Genomic DNA, 18,544 nt, shown 5'->3' with positions numbered 1-18,544 from the left:
CGCCAGGACGTCATCTCCCGGTGCCAGCCATGGCGGGGTCGAAAGAAAAGCGGCTACTGGCAGCGGGACTGTTCGCAGACACCGGACTCATCCGGTGCTCCCGAGCAGTTGTTGTCGATACCGTCGCAGACCTCGACTGCTCCTGGGCTTATGTCAGCCCGGTTGTCGTCACAGTCTCCCGGAGTCCGGGATGTATTCGCGGGCTGTCGACAGGCGCTCTGGGGCTCCCAGTTGGCGCCATGGCCATCATGGTCCTGGTCCGCGAAGAACTGGACCCAGGTGGAGGTGTCGCTGGCGTCATCAGGCAAGCCATTGCAATCTTCGTCGAGGCCGTTGGCACAGACCTCCGCACGAGGTTGACCTGGAACGCAGACACCATGGTCCCCCCATTCGCAGACCTGCCTTGGAGGCTTTCCGTCCTCGGTCTCTTCCTCCCAGCAACCCATTGCGCATGCGGGAACGCTGCGAATGCAGGCACCGACGCCACACGTCTTGGGCGGAACGTCGTCCACCTGCCCGTTGCAGTCGTTGTCGACCTGGTCGCAGGACTCCGCCTCGGGAGGACGCGGTGTACAGGTCTGCTCGGTGCCGTTGACACATGACTGGATGCTGGCCGCGCAGGCTCCCACACCACAGTGCTTCAGGGCACCTGGGCGCACCGCTGCGTTGGTATCGTTGCAATCTAGGCTGCTGGATGCCGTGCCGGCAGGCAGGCTGCAACTGGTTCCAATCGGGGCCCCCGCTCCATGCCCATCACCGTCTCCGTCGCGATAGAGCGTCAGCAGGACGCCTTCGTCGGTTGTTCCATTACAGTTGTCGTCCGCTCCGTTGCAGACTTCGGCTCGAGGCGTGCCCGGCTTGCAGATATTCGCCCCCCAGGTGCACACCTCAACGGGTGGTTTCCCATCGCGGGGCTCTTCCCACTCGCAGTGGTTGGCGCAGGCCGCCACGGTTCGCTGGCAGAGGCCCACACCACAGGAGACCGGCGGCAGGTCATCCACCAGTCCATTGCAGTTGTTGTCGACCTGGTCGCACACTTCCGTGGTCGCGGGCTTGGGGATGCAAGCTGACTCGGCACCGTTGACGCATGCCGGGATGCTGTTGGTGCATGCTCCAATCCCGCAGGACTTGAAGGCTCCGGGTTTGATGGATGTCGAGCCATCGTTACAGTCGGTGGCATCCGTGACGTAGCCGGCAGGCTTTCCACACGCATCCTTCCAGTTGCCCGGGGCTCCGAAGCCGTCGCCGTCCGCGTCGCGGTAGTACCTCACCCATTGCCATAGGGAGGCATTGTTGTCGTCACAATCACTGTTGTTGGTGACCCACCCTTGGGCCAGGCAGCCTTGTCGTCCAGGGCCGGCGCCTTTATGGTCTCCATCCGCATCTCGATAGAGGGTGAGGGTGACTCCCTCGTCGATGAGGTCGTCACAATCGTTGTCGAGCCCATCACAACGTTCGGGCTCGCAGACATCCGGCGGCGGTTCGCAGCCGTTGCAGCCCATGGGGGCCACGCTCGTTCCCGCATCCAGTGATAGCGATGTGGCTACCGGCTGCGCTGCCAGCGTCGGGAGAGCCATGGTGATGGCGAGGAGTGCGAACCGACGGGCATGGCGGTGCCACTGCCGCGTGTCGGCACAGGAGGTTCGAGGCATGGTGAGCTTTCAGAGCTGGCGAGGAAGTCGTCTCGCGAGACGTCTGGCTGTAGGCCGAACCCGCCCGGCTCCCGCCGGTGGAGGACTCAGCGGTCGCCAGATGCGCTCGCGGTGTCCACGTGTTCTGCAATGGACGCGCCGCGAGCTCCTGGAGGCGCGTGTCCACGTCGCGGGCGAGCAGTCCGTCCACGGGGCGGGACGTGCATCCAGCCGGCGCTGGGTGGGCAAAGACCTACGCTGAGATCAGCGTGGTCCCTCTGGGCGCGAATTGCTCATGACGGTCGATGCGATACCAGCGGGCAGTCAAGGGAGCGGCTGCCCGGGCCGGGCCCGTAGCTGGTCCTCGCTGATGGACTTGAGCTCCGAGAAGCGGAGGCTTCTGTAGATGAGCTGCCCCACGACGCGTGCTACCGCCTCGGGGAGGTCGCTGAGTCGCACGGGGACTGTTGGTGCGGCGGTGCGCTGATAGGGGCCCCCGTGGAACGAGGAGTCGAAGGCATAGAGCCCCCTCGCCGCCATCTGTTGCCAGGGGTCCCCCGGTTCGGAGGGCTGTCCAGGTTCGGGTATCGACTCCGTGCCTGGCGCCATGGACCGGATGGCGGAAATCGCCTGGTCGTGTGCGTCGACATCTTGGAGGAACTCGTCTGGCGCATAACCACCGCCCGCGGTGCTGAAGAAACCTACGAATCCGTCCTGGTCGCAGGCCAGCCAGTCGTACTCAAACCCCTGAATGGAATCTTGGGTCTCTTGGGCCATGGGGCCTTGTCGGCTGGCGTCGGGTTGGATTGGAGGGACTCAGCGTGACGAACTGGACCGTAGCTTGTCCTCGTGCAGGATTTTCTGGTGCCATTCCAGGGTCTGACGCAAGTGCCACGCTTCATTCTCCTCCAAGGTCAGGCCCTTCGGGATTGATGCATCAATCCGCTGAGCCTCGCTGTAGAGCTGCAGGAATGTCGCGCGCCACTCCCACCCATCGAAGCACGTCAGGTGGAAGCATCCATCGGAATAGGACCACGGGGAGTGCCCGCGCGGAAGGAAGGCCGGGAACATTCTCAAGTCCTCGGTAGACTCGATGATGCGCTCACAGATGAGACACCTGCTGTGTCCCGAAAAGAAGTGTGCCATGGCGGAAGAGGATTCCTGAAAAGCGGCCATGCCACAACTTGAGGGACGCCCGTTCATTCGATCATGAGCCCGTTGACGAAGACTCAGCTCTTTCCTCGAAGAGGCGCCAGGGTCGTCGGCTCGTGTGGGATTCATCTGCGAGGGGATTGAAGCGAGGACTCCTTGGCGCAGATGGGAGGGCCTTCGTATCTCCCCGCGTGTTCGAGTTCCTCCATCAACGTGCGGAGTTGCTCGAAGCGTGGCCAGGCTGCCAGGTGGGTCGAATGGAAGTGGAGGAAGTTGAACTCGTACAACGGAGATGTGGAGTCGCTCGTGAGCAGTTCCGTGTTGCACCAGTTCTCATGAATCTCTTCTCCACAGGTCGTGCAGATGCCCTTGGCACGCTTGACTCGCCGGAGTCTTTCATTGCTGAGCGTGAGTGCCAGGGTCGTCAAGGGATGAGCCTCGAAGCACTCCATGTGAAAGGAGCGACCGGAAAGCGCGAAGAGTGGGTCTTGTCGATTCCTCACGAAGTGGGGCAGTGAGGCGCCAGGTGTCTCATTGATGGGTTCCTCGCAGATGCCGCACCTGTTTCCGCGAATGAATGCCATGGCTGCACCAGATGCTACTTGAAGAAGAGAGCGGCGCACTCGCTCGCTCGCGTTGAGTTGATGGGGCCCTTTGCTTTTCGAGTGCTTGCATGCGGGATGCTCAGAGACCGTATCGGTCCGCGTACTCGTGACGCAGCGTGCCTCGATACCAGCCATCAAACGAGTCGAAGACCTGCGTCGGCTCTCCCGGATGCTTGTCGAACCAGGCAAAGCGCCCATCAATCGGGTGAAAAGCGGAGAGGCCGAGGCCGACATGGAAGACGACCCAGTCGGGCGGAAGTCCGGCCCTCCGATAACTGGAGGTGATGCCGTCGATGTCGTCCCCGGTTGTTGGATCTCCAGCGGGGGAAAGAAACGTCTCCGTCTCAAACGCCTCTCCGCCTCCCGTCGACGACCAGAATCGTAGCAGGTCCGTGGGGACACTTCCGTGTCCCATCGCCCAGCGGCGGAGCGTGTCTTCGGGTAGGGGACTCCTCCAGCAGAACAGCATGGGCCGCTTCACCGCATCTGTTTCTATGGCGCTGGTGGACTGCAAGGAACTCCTCCCGAAGACTGACCTGTAGCCCCTGTGACCAGCATACGCCCACGTGAGTCCAGGGCAGGGACTTTCTGACACCACCCGCATGCGCGGAGGCCGACATCGATGGGGCCGCGGGCGCGACTTGCGACGCGCACCTGCCCCCTGCTCACCGAGGAGGCCCCGCGACCTGGAAGACCGCGAGCCCATCCTCATCTACCCCGGAGCCGATCTTTCATCCGGCATGGTTATCGAATCGTGTTCGCATCCTCTTCATTGTGCAGGTCGAAGACGGTGCCCTTGCCATGCTTCTCCGCAAGAAGCATGTAGGCCTCTTCAACGTCGGTTGCCATCACGGTGACTCGCAGACCAGGCTCAGTCTGAGCGTTGCCCCCGATCTGGATGATTGCTCGGTACTCTCTCAAGTTCTTTTCGGTCATGTCGTGTCTATTCCGTGGCTCATGGCCCAGTGGCGGAGCGTGTCTTCGGGTAGGTGATTCCTCCAGCGGAACAGCATGGGCCGCCTCACGGCGTCTTTTTCGAGGGTGCTGGTGGGGTGCAAGGAACTCCTCCCGAACCCGTGACCAGCATACGCCCACGTGAGTCCAGGGCAGGGACGTTCTTCGACCTTGGCCCCCCCTACGTGGAGGTCGACACCGAGGCGGCGGCAGGCGTGGCTTGCGGCGCACGCCTGCGCTTCACGCACGGCCGCCATCGATGGGGCTTCAGCGGTTTGCTCCAGGCTCGAAGCGGGCGAGGAAGACCTTGAACTGCAATGAGACGAAGAGGGGGCGCGGCGTCACCAGTGAGGCCTGTGCGAGCAGCGCGAACATGGCTGCGTCGGACCCGATGGGGCGAATCTCCGCCATTCGCTTGCGCCGATGCTCCAGTGCCTCGGCCGGGACTCCATGGGCCCGCAGCCGTCGGAATTCCACGTCCATCAGCTCGGGGTCATTGCCGACACGGCAACCCACGACGAAGGGCGCTCCGGGCTTGAGTCGCCGCGTCGCCTCTCGCAGCAGCTCGAGGCGGGCTTCCTCGCCCTCTACATGGTGCAGCACGCCCATCATCTGAGCGCCGTCGAAGGGTGGCCCGGGAGGCAGGGTCTTCAGCTCGCCCACGTGCAGGTGCGTCCGAGAAAGCAGGCCCTCGGTCTCCAGTCGCTTCCGGGCAACATCGAGCATGGCCTCGGACGGGTCCACGCCCGTGAAGCGCCAGCCGGGAACATCGAAGCGCAAATAGGGCAGCAGCTCCGCGCCCGTGCCCATGCCCACGAAGAGGATGGAGGCGGCCTCCCGGCCGTCGAGCTGGGCTGTCAGCGCGCTGACGCCGAGCTCATACACGGCCGGGGCGCCGGCGAGGTTGATGGCGGCCTGGGCGTCATAGTGGGCGGCGCGGTCGGCGCCGAAGCCCGGCACGATGTGGTGGGCGGAGTGTGTCGGGTGTTCATGGGCCATGACGTGTCCTCGATGGACCCGCTGAAGGCGGGCGATTATTCGAGGATGGGCGTCGGGAGGCCGCACCGGTAGAGCGGGGATTCAGGCCGCATCGGCGGATTGTCTGGCGAGTTCGGGCTCGCCGCCTTCATCCAAGGTTGGCTCCGGACCGGCAGGCAGAGCGGCAGGAGAGGGGTGGCAGGCCGAGTCGGAAGACGATGGCCACCCACGAGTGAGGGGCCACTGGAGGCGCGATGGTCAGGACATTCGCGCGAGGTGCTTGCGCGCGACCGCCTCTGTATTCTCCTGGACGCCCAAGGCGAGGGCCTCGCGAAGGAGCGCCGCGCACAAACGAGCATCGTCGTAAGGGATTCGTTCACCGGGGGCCATCCTGTTCAAGTCGAGCAGGATGAGGAGGATGCGTACGGCCGTCTCCCTCAGTCCGGGCTCTTCGTGGATGCAGAGGCTGGGGAGTGCTCTCGCAAGACGTGTCCGGTCCCAATGTCGCATCGTGAATGCCGTCGAGAGCGCATTTGCAAGCTGACGCGTTGACCCGTCACGCTGCTCGACGATGCTCATCACGAAGTCGAAGCCCTCGGCCTTCCGTGAAGTGAACTCACGCTCGACTGGATAAGGAAGGCTGCCATCCCTGGCCAGTTCTGCCTTGAGCCGTCGCCAAGGGGACTTGGGCCGGAGGTCGGCGAGTGGCGCCAGGACCCGGTGACGACAGCTCCGCGGAAACACCACATCCAGCGAATAGGCCTCCCCGAGCCGCCAGCTCCGGGAGGACTCCTCCAGCACGCGCAAGTAGGCACCGAGGTCTTCGGTGGAGAAGGTGGGAAGTTCCTCGTGGAGGAGGGTGATCTTCCCGGCGGGAAGCCAGGAGAGGTCTTTCAGGACATCCGAGAGCGAATCCCAGTTCTGCCTGAAGTGGGCTGGCAACCGGAGCGCGGCTTCGAGTGCGTCCATCAACTGCTGCTTGCTTGAGATGCCGGCGGAGACTCGTCCCACATGCGCCCCGGCGGGCTGGAGCTCTCGTGGGTTCTTGACGAAGTGAAGTGGCATGGCGCGCTATCGGCTCGTGAAGGAGAGATTCAGGCGATTCCCGGCACAGTGGCTCCGTGCAACGTCCGGACCCTGACGCCAGCTCGATGATCTACTCCCTTGCCATCCGCGGCTGTCATGACCTTCCTCCCCATGCCCTGCGGGACCTTCCCGACGCAGGGCCCCCTTCTCGCCAAGGTGAAGAACGCGTCCTACCGGACTGCACCCGCCTGGGCCGGAGTATAGCCCGGCCCAGGCGGCGTCCCTCCCAGAGCTGCTATCGAGGCTTGTTGGCATCCTCCTCGCTATGCAAATCGAAGACGGTGCCCTCCCCATGCTCCTTCTCGAGACGTCTCCGTGCGTCGTCCAGACTGGTCGCCAGCACGGTCACCCGCTGGCCGGGCTGAGAGGGGTCCTTGAGCCAGATCATCGCTCGGTACTCCTTCATGTTCTTCTCGGTCATGATTTGCCTATCTGAAGGGAGCCAGGCAGGCGCCGCTATCGCAGAATCCCCCAATGATGGTTGTCGGGCTTTGGAGCACTTCTTTGATTTGAGCAGGGGACATCTTGGTGATGTCGTGGACACTCACTCCAGGGATGTCGGCAAAACGCGCGACATCTGCCTCGAACAAGGTGGCATCCGGAATCATATGACCATCAGGCATACCGTGTGCTCCAGAGAGAATGTTTACATCTCCCTTGTAGAGGCCGCTGTTCACGTACGTCGCAAAATCACTCTGACGGATGACACCGGCGGAGGTCCAGACCTCTCCACCCGCCGCGTTTACCTCCATGGTGAAGACGCCACCGCTCTTGCTGATGCCTCGAGCCTTGACGGCCTTGAGCATCCTTCTCACGGAGCCAGTCGCACTTTTCGCCGTGGTCCTGAGGGCGGATACGGCTCCTCCTCCCGATTCGATGGCGGAAAAAATACTGGCACCAGAGGCGAGGGTGTAGAAGGTCGCCTTCCCCGATGCGACGACGCAACCGCCGACAGCGCCGCGCCCGCATGCCGACTTTGCATCCAGGACGCTCTGTCCCGCCGACACGAACGGGATGAACTCGTTGATGGCGAAGCTGGCCGCCGCGAGCTTGCTGACGGGCGCATACCTGTCATAGGCCTCCGAGGCCGCGACCATGGACTCGAGTTGTCCCTTGGCCATGGACATGCTGAGCCGGCAGTTGAGGTCGAACCCACACGGGACCTTGTCTGCGATGGAGTTCATCGCGCCCGAGGCGGTGGTCAGCACGGACGTCAGGGCTGACTTGGACGAGCCCGAGCTCTGGCCGATGTCGTTGCTGTGACGCGCATCGGGCTGGGTCCTCGTGTCGTCGAGGGACTGGACGCTGGGCACCTTGAAGTCAACGCTGGGCAGGTACAGGGACGGGCCCGGCATGGACAGGTGCCGCTCCAGCGCGCTCATGATGAAGCTCTGGTTCGACTGCGGCGCTCCCGTCCAGCCGCTTCCCCAGGTGCTCACCAGGCTTCCCCCATAGGGCGTGAAGCCGCTGGGGTCGGTGTAGCGGGTGGGGTTGTTGAGCACGTACGAGTACGCGTTGTACGCCTGCGCGGAGCCCGGCTCGGCGATGACCGGGTCCACGCTGAGGAACTTCATCAAGCGCGGGTCGTAGATGCGCCCGCGCATGTTGATGAGACCCAGTTCGTCATCCTGCTCGTGCCCGGTGTAGCCCCAGCGCGCGCCCGAGTGGCTCGTCGTGGCGGCCTGGGCGAGATTGGTCGCCTGACGCTTGCCGCCGAAGGGCTCGTACTTGATGCGCTCGAGCACCGCGCCTGTGGCGTCGGTGACGGTGTCGGGGCTGCCCTGTGGGTCGTTGAGGAAGTAGCGCGTGGACTCGCTGTTGGAGCCCTCGTTCCACGACAGCTCGGCGACGACGCCCTCGGGGCTTGGGATGCTGACGATGTGGGTGACCGTCAAACCCTGCTTGCGGCGCTGATAGAGGCCGCCGACGTAGAGGGTCTCCTCCAGGCCATCATCGGAGCGCTTGCGGACCCGCGTGCCGGAGGCGTCGTAGTCGAAGAGGACGGTGCCACTCGACGAGGCGATGCTCTCGGGCAGGTTGGAGGGGGTGTACTGCACCGAGCGCACCAGCGCGCCCTGGGCATCGCGAGTCGCGAGCTGGTTGCCGCGGTGGTCGTACTCGTAGGTGAAGGACTCGGCGCCGAGCTGGGCCTGCTTGACGGCGTGAGGTCCACCCGAGGTTCCTCCCGTGTACTGGAGGCTCGCGGAAGGCTCCCAGCCGGAGACAGGCGAGCGGCTGAGCATGTTACCGAGCTTGTCGTACTGGAACTGGACGTCGAGCGTCTGGCAGTTCTGCTGCACCTTCCAGTGCTCGAGGCGGTCGAGCGCGTCGTAGGTGTACTTCTGCGTGACGCCGACCACGAGGTCGTGACGCGCGGCGAGGTTGTCGTTGGCCGTGTATTCGTAGGCCAGCCGCTGGACCTCGGTGAGGTTCTTCTTGGCCTCGGTGAAGCGCAGCCGTCCCTGCGTGTCGTAGCGGAAGGCACGTGAGACACCGTTGCCGTAAAGCGCTGTCTTGAGCCGGCCCGCGCTGTCCCGCTCGTAGGCCCGCCAGTAGTTCGTGAAGTAGTTGGGGCGGTAGACGTTCGAGAGCTCACCCTGGTTCGTGTAGGAGTAGCCAATCGAGAAGGGCTGGCCGTTGAGCTGCACGGGATAGGTGAGGCGGCTGACCCGGCCATAGTCGTCGTACTCGCGAGTGAGCTCGCGCGTGGTGCCACCCACCTCCTGGGAGATGCCCGTCTCACGGCCAAAGGCGTCGTAGAGGTATCGGGTGTCGACGAATCCGCCAGGGCTGCCCACGGGCGTGCGGCTCGCGCGCGTCAGTCTTCCCTTGGCGCCAGGGATATCGTCATCGTCATACCAATACTGGAGCGACTCCTGCGCGTTGGTGGCGGTGACGACACGGCCGAGCAAATCCCTCTCGTACGTCGTGGTGAGACGACCGGCCGCGCCCACGGGAGCATCGGAGTGGCTCTTGAGCTCGCCGAAGGCGTTGTAGACGAAGAGTCGCGTCCCCGCGTTGGGGTCGGTCGTACGCTCCAGTCTCCCCTTGGCGTCATAGAAGCGGGAGCTGCGGTGATTGGCCGGGTCGTCGGTGTGCTCCAGACGGCCGAAGGGGCCGTAGGAGTACGTCATGGTGGCTTCCTTGGAGGTCCCCACGGCCTCGGTGGCCTGCGTCATCAACCCCCGGAAGTCGACCAGCGTCTTCTTCACCTGACCGAGCGCATCCGTGGACATCGCCTGCGAGGTGTAGGGCGCGGGCGAGACGTAGCTGAAGCTCTCGACGAGCCTGCCGGAGAGCCCCGTGGTGCCATCGCCGAAGCGGCGCGCGGTGACGCGGTTGAGCGCGTCGTACTCGTAGATCTCCCAGGTGGGCTGTTCGGAGCTGGTCCGCGGGCTCTCCGTCCTCACCATGCGCCCAAGGGCGTCGTAGGTGAGCGAGGAGGTCACCGTCTGACCATCCATGCGCGAGGACTCGGTCGTCACCGGACGGCCCAGGGTGTCGAACCGGGTGACGGTCTCATCCACCGTCCCGCTCTGGGTGGCGACCCGCGTCCGGTGCCGCGGCAGCGTGCCTCCCCACTCGTAGAACGTCTCGACGATGGACTTGTTCGCGGGGGCCACCGAGGGACCCTGGTACAGCGGCGTCACGATGCGCTGACGGCCGAAGCCGTCATACTGGAGGCGCACGTGGACACCGTTCGGGTCGGCCGTCTGGGCGAGGACGCCCAGGCCCGGATGGAAGAGGTAGCGCCAGGTGAGGCCCTCCGCGTCCGTGGTGGTGGCCAACTGCGTCTGGTCGCGGCTGTCGTATGTCACGGATTCGCTGCGAGTGATGCCATTGGCCCCGTGCTGGGAGACCTTCTCGACGAGGCCCTTGGCGCTGCGGTCGAACACCGTCTTGAGGTACGTCTCCGAGGTGGTGGAGGTCACGGCCTCACCGAGGAGCGACGGTTCGTTCTCGGCGCTCTTCACCTGACCGTGGGAGTCGTACTCCACCTGCTGCGTGCGAACGTTGGCGGCATCGGGTTGTCCCGTGCAGCCGACCCCGGGCGCCCTGGCGCAGGACATCCAGGACGTGGTGACGACCCAGGTGCCTTGGGGCAGCCAGTCGGCGGTGTTGAAGTTCGGCGTCGTGATGGACTTCACCTGCTCGGTCGTCGCCGCGCCATGGGTGAGCACGGTCTGCGACACCGGCGTGCCATAGGCATCCAGCGCGGTGAGCGTCTCCGTCTCGGAGACCACCGTCGCGGAGCCGTTCCTGATTTCGCGGCCCGTCTCGACGACGCGCATGGCGTACTGCTGGTAGCTCGCGGTGTGGGGTTGGGTCGTGCGTGCGTACGTCCACTGACGCTTCGTCTCGAGCCGCGTGTTCGCGTCGAGCGGGACCTCGGTCAGCTCCTCCGTTGGAAGATGAGCCAGGGGCGCAATGGCCTTGCGTTCCGCCCCCTCCACCGAGGAGACGTTGTCGTAGGTCGTCGTGGTGCGAGTGCCCGTCGCCTCGTCGATGACGATGTGCTGACCGAAGCCCTTCCAGCCCAGGCCCCGCGTGTCGGAGAGCCCGGTGCGGTAGAGATGCCGCCAGCTCCGCATGCGCTGCTCGTTGGAGTTGATGGACATGCGCGAGACGACGCGCATCGACTCGGGCGCCAGGCGCAGCCACGGCTTCGTCGTCGTCTCCGTGTAGCTCTTGGCGTAGAAAGGCTCGCTCGGTGTGACGGCACCGTGCGGGTTCTCCTGGGAGAGCGGCGCGTACTCGAACGAGTAGCTCAGGCCGGAGTAACCCTGGTAGGTGGCGAGCTGGACGTTGCCGTGCACCCGCTTGAGTTCGTCCACCGGCTTCTGACGCCGCGCGATGCGCAGCTCGTTGCCCACCCGATAGGTGAAGTCCAGGATGCCGTCGTTGTTGACGTCGACGACCTGCGACCACTCCTTGTTGTCCCCGCTGGGGACAAGCGACAGGTTCAGGAGCTGGGTGAACTGCCCCTGGGGACCCGCCAGCAGCAGTTGGACCGGCGAACCCTGCCGGAAGATGGCCAGGTCCACACGGCCATCGCCGTCGAAGTCGCCGTGCTCCGTCTTGGCTCCCAGCAGCACAGTGGTGAAGGTGCTGGGGAGCACCGTCTCACGCACCTCGGCGAAGCCCTTGCCGGTGTTGAACTGGACCAGGAGCTTGAGGGTGCCGTCGGTCGCCACGGGCTGACCCAGCGTGACCGCGTCCTGGAGGCCGTCACCATTCACGTCGATGAAGTCGAAGGTGAACGCGAACAGGTTCGGGATGAACGGCGACCAGTTGGCGGGCTTGCGCAACGTGGTCCGTACGACTTGCAGCTCGCCCGCGGTGGAGGTGCCCGAGGAGACCTCCCGGAAGCTGACCGCATCCAGGTACGTGCTCCCCTTCGTGCCCAGGCCCACCAGGCTCATCTTGCCGGTGCCATCCAGGTCCGCCACGCGCACGCCGATGCGCGAACTCTGGTTGTAGACCGTCGGTGACTTGGAGTTCGCCCTGCTGGTCTGCACCGAGGGCGGCCTGAGGGTGGTGGGAATGGGTTTGTCGACAACGACACGACGCGTGATGGAGGGGTCCGGGATATTCGGATTCTGGAGGTCGTCCTGGTGGCGCCCCACCCACACGCGCTCATTGCGCCGGTCACCATCCACATCCAGCCAGTACTGGGGATTCAGCTCGGTCCCGACGACATAGAGATTATCGTTCTCGGGATCGACTTTGTGGCCGTACACAGGAGTGTAGAAGGGACTCCCGTCGAACAGACCCCAGCCACACGAGAGCCCGACCACGGTGGAGTGGCCTGAACCATCCCAGTCCGTCACCAGGGGAAAGAGATTGCGGTCCGCGCGATTGCCACAGAAGTGGTTCGAGCTTCCGCCGCCGACAGGGTTCCCATCATTATTGAAGTAGGGGTACCAGACGACGTGGCCGCTGCTATCAGAGGGAGTGAGTGTGGTGGAGGTGGCGTCCGGATACTGCAACAGCCGCATCCGGTCCTCCCATTTCTGCACGGTGTAATCCGTGGGATTGTCGTAATCGTTCTCTTCCTTGAGGACGGAGCCCGTGAAGTACGCGAGGCCCTGACGGCCGGCGCCCAGGCCGAAGGCACTGAGGCCCGCGCCCGACTTGGCATTGCTCACGTTGATGGCTGGCAGGTAGTCGAACTCCCAGGAGCCCTGCTCCCAGTCGAAGCGAACGGGCGTCTTGCAGACATCGCGGCCGTCGCACTCGCGCAGCTCGGTCAGCAGGCTGCGCTGGCTGACGGTGCCCGGGTAGTACTTCAGCTTGTAGGAGCGCAGCAGGACCGTGGAGACCGTGCTCGCACCGGGAGCGAGGCCAGGGCCTTTCATGTGGATGCGCGACAGCCGGAAGTCGCGTCCGACCTTCACCCCCGAGAGGTAGCCGGTGAAGGTGTCCGGCCGGGACTCGTACTCGAAGGTGACCTCACGTTGGCCGTCCTCGACGGCGACCTCCGGTGCTTGGGTCTCCGGGTTGACGCCTTCGTGGCGGAAGCTCGTGTAGGTGATGCGTGACGGGCGATGCCAGGCGACGGAGTTCGCGTCGACGGCGGGCGCCTGGTCGTAATACACATCCATCTGGTTGCCGAAGCGGTCCTTGATGGAGGCGAGCGCCCAGGTGATGGTCACGACACTTGTGTCGATTGTCTCGATGTTGCCTGTCTCGTAGGTTTCTCCGAGGACATCGACGGTGCCTCTCTTGAAGCCCCTGTGAAAGCCCCGGATGCGCGCGTCGTCTCGCTGGGTCCCGGAGACCGTGGTCGTCTTGCCGTAGACGCGGATGAGTCCATCGCGTCCGCGCACCTCGAAGGTCGCCGGGTCGAGGTGGCTGTCGCTGGTGGGGATGCTGATGGAGGCGTGGGAGTCCACCTCCGTCTTGAACGTATCCGTGCCGGAAGGCACCAGTCGCGCGCCATCCAGACAATAGACTCGCGCGTAGGTCTCCGGTCCCGATGGCTGCATCCAATGGCGGACGTCCGCGGCCTGGAGTCTCCCGTCGCGCGCGAACGAGTTGGGGCAGAGGGTGATTTGAGACAGGCCCGCCAGGTTGAAGCCCGGGCCGAGCAGCCCATCACTGCCCTGGCTGTCGTAGACGATGGCGAGCGAGGGTTGGATGCCCGCGCGCCCCGGGGGAGTCCAGAGTGGAATCGAGACGGCGGCCGAACCATCGGCCGTCACGTCTGCGGTGAAGGGCGTGATGCCGGGCGCCTCGGGCGTGGCGGAGGTGGTGTCGAGAATCGTGTCCGGGCGCAGCTCCAGGGGAATGTTGTCCGTCGAGGTGGATCGGGCACGCGAGGATTCCACGGCGCCATTGCGTTCCGAGGGCGCGCCCGAAGGCACACAGCTGCTCAAGAGCTGGGTGCCATAGAGGAACAGCATGGTGTTCGCGGCGAACCGCTTGAGGCGTCCAGGGGGACGCGGAGAGCGTGAGTCGTGTCTCATGTGAAATGGACCAGGGTGAGTCGAAAGGGGTTACTGGCAGAGGGACTGGTCGCAGACATTTCCTTCGTCCAGCGACCCCGAGCAGTTGTTGTCGATGCCGTCGCAGACCTCGGCGGCGCCTGGCTTCGTGTCGGCCCGGGTGTCGTCACAGTCGCCCGAAGTTCTGGACGTGTTTGGGGGCTGCATGCACTGTGTCGCGGCGTTCCAGTTGGCGCCGTAGCCGTCGTGGTCCTGGTCCGGATAGAAGGTGAGCCACTTCGCGCTGTCGCTCGAGTCATCGGCGACGCCGGTGCAGTCTTCGTCGACGCTATTGGCACACACTTCAGGGGTCGGAGTTCCCGGCGTGCACGTGCCGTACTCTCCCCACTCGCAGACCTGCTTGGGCGGCTTTCCGTCCCCGACTTCAACCCACTCGCACAGCTCGCCACAAGCCGGCGCGCTTCGCTGGCAGGCACCCAGTCCACAGATGATGGGAGGAAGGTCGTCCATGTGCCCGTTGCAGTCGTTGTCCTCCTTGTCGCAAATCTCCGGGGAGGCCGCGTACGGGGTGCAGGTCTGCTCCGCGCCGTTGACGCAGGCCTGGACGCTCCGGGCGCAAGAGCCGACGCCGCACTGCTTCAGCGCCCCGGGCTTCACCGCGGCGTTCGCGTCGTTGCAGTCCAGGCTGTTGGTCGCGGTGCCGCCGGGCACGCTGCACGCGCTGCCGAGCGGAGCGCCGGCGCCGTAGCCGTCCCCGTCGTTGTCTCGGTAGTACGTGAGCAGGACGCCTTCATCCACGGTGCCATTGCAGTTGTCGTCCGTGTTGTTGCAGGTCTCCGCCGAGGGAGTGCCCGGCGTGCAGGCGTTGTCTCCCCACGTGCACACCTCCTTGGGTGGCTTGTCGTGTCCGACCTCCACCCACTCACAGGTGTTCCCGCACGCCGCGACGGTTCGCTGGCAGGCTCCGGTGCCGCACGAGATGGGCGGAAGGTCATCCACCTGGCCGTTGCAGTTGTTGTCGACCTTGTCGCAAATCTCGGGGGAAGCGGCGTAGGGGACGCAGGCCTGCTCCACGCCGTTGACGCAGGCCTGGACGCTCCGGGCACAGGCTCCTACGCCACACTGCTTGACGGCTCCCGGCTTGACGCTGGCATTGCCGTCATTGCAGTCGGTGGCGTCCGTGACGTAGCCGGCGGGACGGCCACAGGCGTCAATCCAGTTGCCGGGCGCGCCGTAGCCATCTCCGTCCGCGTCCCGGTAGAACCGCCCGGCCTGCCATACGGCGGCGTTGGAGTCGTTGCAGTCGTTGTTGTTGAGCGCCCAGCCCGGCTCGAGGCAGCCCTGCTGGCCCGCCCCCGTGCCATGCCCGTCTCCGTCCGCGTCGAGATAGATGGTGCGCCTGAGACCCTCGTCAATCTGGCCGTCGCAGTCGTTGTCCACCCCGTCGCAGTACTCCGGCTCGCAGTTGGGGTCTGGCTCACAGCCAGGGCACTCAGGAGGAATCATCTGCGGTCCCTCCGGCTGGGAGCTGACGGCGGAGTTCGGGGGGGCCGCGAGGGCTGCGGGTCCCAGGGCCAGCAGCGTGAGCACTGTCAATAAAGACGCGCTGAGACGCCACGGCCATGCGTGGGCCTCGGGAGTTCGAGACATGGAGAGCTTTCGTGATGAGCGAGAAGAGACTCGCGGCCAGGGATGCGAGTTGGGGGCACCCCTCCATTTCGAATACGCAGCGACGCGTCCAACCGGGTCGTGAAATTCCGTCGATGCCTGCGTCGACGGCACATCGGGACAGAGCGTGCGCACGCGCTCGCCATGCGCGTGAATGCGCGGCGCGGCGCGAGGAGCGACCAGGCAGGCGTCTTGTTTCAGCGAGGGACTACGCGGACGGCTGTCGCCACTCCGGCCGTCGGCGCGCGTAGAGCACGAAGGGCACGGCGGCAAGGGTGGACACCAGTCCCCCCAGCCGCGCGACATAGGCGAGGGGGTTCTTCACCCCGAGCTGCTCGGGAGGCACGAAGCCCACGATGAAGGCCAGGGCGCAGGACACGATTCCCACCCAGGCGAGGAATGGCAGGGCGGGTGCCCGGTACCCTCGCGGGATGTCGGGGCGCGAGCGGCGCAGCTTCAACGCCGACACGAACATGAGCCCATACATGGGGATGTAGAGCTGCGTCGTCATCGCATCGAGCGCCCAGTAGACCTGATTGACGTCCTTCGCGACGAAGAACACCAGCGCGAGCAACGCCACCAGCACCGCCTGCGTGCCCAGGAGCGCCGTCGGGGTGCCATGGAGGTTGGTGCGCTGGAAGAACGGTGGCAGCAATCCCTTGCGCCCCACCAACAACAGGCTGTGATTGGGACCGAGCATCCACGTCAGCACCGAGCCCAGCGTGGCGAGCACGAACAGCAGCGCGATGACTGGCGTCAGCCACCGCAAACCATACGCGGACAGGTAGGTCTCGAACGCCTGGGTGAGCCCCGCGCTCAAATCCAGCTTCTCGCGCTGGACGGCCACGGCGACCCCCAGGGTGGCGAACACGAAGATGAGCGTCGCGAGCAGCGCCATCACCGCCATGGCTTTCGGATAACCGTGGCGCGCGTCGCGCATCTCCCGCACGTGCACGGCGCTCACCTCCACGCCGCCGTAGGCCAGGATGTTGCCCACCACCAGCACCAGCCCACCGATGCCGGGCCACCGCGGCAGGACGTGACGCGCATCCAGCGGCGTGGCCGACGCATGGCCTCCGAGGAGGTATCCCCCCATCAGCACCGTCAGCAGCACCGTGGGGAACACGATGCCGAGCACCACGCTCCACACGGAGAAGCGCGAGGCGTGACGGACGCCGTGCATGGCCACCGCCGCGCACAGCCCGAAGCCCGCCAGCACGAAGGCGCCATTGAACGGGCCGCTGCGCGCCAGCTCCGGCGACACGACGAACGCGAGGTTGCCCGCCGCGAACGACAGCAGCAGTGGATAGAAGATGACGTTCTGCACCCACTGCTGCCACGCGGCGCAGAACGCCCACTTCTCACCCAGCGCCTCGTGCACCCACGTGAAGACACCTCCGGGCCAGGTGCTGCCCAGCTCGGCGGCGACAAAGGCCGCGGGCAGCAGGAACACCAGCGTGGGGATGAGGTACAGCACCACCGAGCCCAGGCCGTACTCGGCCATCGCCGCGACGTTGGTCAGGTCGATGACGGCCGAGGCCGACAGCAGCCCCATCGCCGGCCAGCGCATCCCCTGGCCGGGGCGCCTCGCGGGGAGATGGGGAGACGGCCCTGTCATGTCGGTCAACCTCTGGGCAGGGAGTTCCCAATGACGCTGCCGTGCGTCAAGGGTGCCACCTCGCACGACGTGCTCGATTGAATGTCCGACCCACCGCGATGGGGTGTGCAGCGCGTTGCCTCGCACCCCGGGCCGTTCCGAGCGTTGGCTGTCATTCCTTTTCCGCGCCACCCTCGACGCCTGTTCCTCTAGGCTGCCCGGCCATGCATTCGACGGTGAGCGCGCTCCTCGACGAAGTCAGCACCTCCTCCGGCGTGAAGGGGGTGCTCTTGCGCGTCGAGCGTCTGGGCGAGCAGGGTGACTTCGAGACGCTGGTGGCACTCGCCGCTGGACTGGAGGCGCGCCAGGAGTCCACGCCCTCCGAGGAGCGATGGCGTCTGCATTCCGTCTCCGACCGGGTGGAAGAAGTGCTTGCCCGGAACACGCGTCTCGAGAGTGCCCTGGCCTTGATGGAGCTCGCACGCCAGCCTCGCGACGCGAGCTTCCAGGGGCGGCACTCCTCCTCGCGGCGGGCGAGGGACTTCGCTCACCTGCTGGCTTCCCATCGCTCCGCCGCGACGTTCGTCGAACTGGTCGCGCGACGTCAGGGTCCCGAGGACCTCACGGAGTTGTTCGCGTGCACGGTGCAGGAACTCGTCCTTCGCGGCGTGGCATTGGACAAGGAGCCCTTGGTGCGCGAGCTGTGGGCGGCGCTCGCCGACCAGGAGCATCCGCTGGCGGTCCTTCCCTTGACGCGCATGCCCTGGGAAGCCGCACTGGGGCGGGAGCTGGGCGTCGACGACCTTGCCTTTGCGCTCGGCTCCCTCTCCGCGGCCATGTCCCGTGAGTCGGGCGAGGACGACGAGGACGAGATGACCACGCCCAACGTCAAGGTGGTGGTGCGGGACGAGCCCGTGCCTCACGCGCTCGCCGCCGTCATCTCGGGACGGGGTGATGATGGCTTTCCCAGCCAGGTCGAGCAGCGCGTGTTGAAGCTGCGCCCCGCGCTTCCCCTGGCCCCACCCGACAGCATCACCTCGCTGCTCGTCGACCTGGACCTGGAGCTGCTGCGCGGCGATTCGCCCGTGGACTGTGAGCGGACGAAGCCCGATGAACTGGTGCCGGAGCTGTTCTCGCTGGCGGCCCTGGGCGCGCGCGGATGGCAGGGCGCGGAGGGCGCGGCGTACGGCCGGCTCGCGCTGTGGCGCACGCTGGCGGGGCTCAGTGGCTTTGACGCACCGCTGGAGGCCGCGGCGCTGTCGGCCCGACTGAAGCTCTGCAGGTGGTACCGGTTCCAGGTGCCACCGCATCAGTCCATGGGCGGAGCCACACGCCTGGGTGTCGCCTGCCTGCGTCCCGGGGGCACGTCGCTCGCGCTGCTCGCGGTACGTGACGAACCCGAGGCCCCGTAGGGTCGCGTGCCGT

General features: G+C 65.5%; 10 protein-coding genes. 1 reads left to right on the top strand and 9 read right to left on the bottom strand.

What is annotated here, in order from left to right; all coding sequences use genetic code 11:
• Window positions 1–53: 53 nt before the first annotated feature.
• From HUW62_RS48055 to HUW62_RS07175, 9 genes are all read right to left on the bottom strand, one after another.
• On the bottom strand, window positions 54–1,502 hold the full coding sequence (locus HUW62_RS48055; protein WP_255203292.1) for a putative metal-binding motif-containing protein: 1,449 nt from the start codon (window positions 1,500–1,502) through the stop codon (window positions 54–56).
• 453 nt (window positions 1,503–1,955) lie between these two features.
• Window positions 1,956–2,408 carry a hypothetical protein gene (locus HUW62_RS07210; protein ID WP_176433979.1) on the bottom strand — a complete coding sequence of 151 codons (453 nt, stop codon included), beginning with the start codon at window positions 2,406–2,408 and terminating at the stop codon, window positions 1,956–1,958.
• Between the two features lie 1,059 nt (window positions 2,409–3,467).
• Complete coding sequence (locus HUW62_RS07205; protein WP_163868939.1) at window positions 3,468–3,857, bottom strand: SMI1/KNR4 family protein; 390 nt, start codon at window positions 3,855–3,857, stop codon at window positions 3,468–3,470.
• 752 nt (window positions 3,858–4,609) lie between these two features.
• A complete protein-coding gene (locus HUW62_RS07200) occupies window positions 4,610–5,341 on the bottom strand; it encodes a class I SAM-dependent methyltransferase (protein ID WP_163868941.1) in 732 nt (243 codons plus the stop codon).
• A 237-nt stretch (window positions 5,342–5,578) separates the two neighbouring features.
• Window positions 5,579–6,385: a barstar family protein gene (locus HUW62_RS07195; RefSeq protein ID WP_176433978.1), complete on the bottom strand. Its 807-nt coding sequence runs from the start codon at window positions 6,383–6,385 to the stop codon at window positions 5,579–5,581.
• 256 nt (window positions 6,386–6,641) lie between these two features.
• Complete coding sequence (locus HUW62_RS07190) at window positions 6,642–6,827, bottom strand: hypothetical protein (RefSeq protein ID WP_176433977.1); 186 nt, start codon at window positions 6,825–6,827, stop codon at window positions 6,642–6,644.
• Window positions 6,828–6,834: 7 nt separating this feature from the next.
• Window positions 6,835–13,875 (bottom strand): RHS repeat domain-containing protein, encoded by a 7,041-nt coding sequence (locus HUW62_RS07185; RefSeq protein ID WP_176433976.1) that lies wholly within the window; start codon window positions 13,873–13,875, stop codon window positions 6,835–6,837.
• A gap of 30 nt (window positions 13,876–13,905) precedes the next feature.
• The gene (locus tag HUW62_RS48050) at window positions 13,906–15,360 is read right to left on the bottom strand and encodes a putative metal-binding motif-containing protein (RefSeq protein WP_217911173.1); all 1,455 of its coding nucleotides are present in this window, start codon (window positions 15,358–15,360) and stop codon (window positions 13,906–13,908) included.
• 370 nt (window positions 15,361–15,730) lie between these two features.
• Complete coding sequence (locus tag HUW62_RS07175) at window positions 15,731–17,092, bottom strand: amino acid permease (RefSeq protein WP_217911172.1); 1,362 nt, start codon at window positions 17,090–17,092, stop codon at window positions 15,731–15,733.
• A 251-nt stretch (window positions 17,093–17,343) separates the two neighbouring features.
• Here HUW62_RS07175 and HUW62_RS07170 point away from each other — a divergent pair, with 251 nt between their 5' ends.
• Window positions 17,344–18,531 (top strand): DUF6183 family protein, encoded by a 1,188-nt coding sequence (locus tag HUW62_RS07170; protein WP_176433974.1) that lies wholly within the window; start codon window positions 17,344–17,346, stop codon window positions 18,529–18,531.
• The last annotated feature ends 13 nt before the right edge of the window (window positions 18,532–18,544 follow it).

This window comes from Myxococcus sp. AM011 (assembly GCF_013372595.1).
GTDB lineage: Bacteria > Myxococcota > Myxococcia > Myxococcales > Myxococcaceae > Myxococcus > Myxococcus eversor.
This window is presented reverse-complemented; position numbering and strand designations above follow the sequence as displayed.

Bases quoted from the DNA above. Each gene is read 5' to 3' on its own strand.
- HUW62_RS48055 (WP_255203292.1), bottom strand. From the start codon at position 1,502: ATGGGCTGCAACGGCTGCGAACCGCCGCCGGATGTCTGCGAGCCCGAA.
- HUW62_RS07210 (WP_176433979.1), bottom strand. From the start codon at position 2,408: ATGGCCCAAGAGACCCAAGATTCCATTCAGGGGTTTGAGTACGACTGG.
- HUW62_RS07205 (WP_163868939.1), bottom strand. From the start codon at position 3,857: ATGCTGTTCTGCTGGAGGAGTCCCCTACCCGAAGACACGCTCCGCCGC.
- HUW62_RS07200 (WP_163868941.1), bottom strand. From the start codon at position 5,341: ATGGCCCATGAACACCCGACACACTCCGCCCACCACATCGTGCCGGGC.
- HUW62_RS07195 (WP_176433978.1), bottom strand. From the start codon at position 6,385: ATGCCACTTCACTTCGTCAAGAACCCACGAGAGCTCCAGCCCGCCGGG.
- HUW62_RS07190 (WP_176433977.1), bottom strand. From the start codon at position 6,827: ATGACCGAGAAGAACATGAAGGAGTACCGAGCGATGATCTGGCTCAAG.
- HUW62_RS07185 (WP_176433976.1), bottom strand. From the start codon at position 13,875: ATGAGACACGACTCACGCTCTCCGCGTCCCCCTGGACGCCTCAAGCGG.
- HUW62_RS48050 (WP_217911173.1), bottom strand. From the start codon at position 15,360: ATGATTCCTCCTGAGTGCCCTGGCTGTGAGCCAGACCCCAACTGCGAG.
- HUW62_RS07175 (WP_217911172.1), bottom strand. From the start codon at position 17,092: ATGCGCTGGCCGGCGATGGGGCTGCTGTCGGCCTCGGCCGTCATCGAC.
- HUW62_RS07170 (WP_176433974.1), top strand. From the start codon at position 17,344: ATGCATTCGACGGTGAGCGCGCTCCTCGACGAAGTCAGCACCTCCTCC.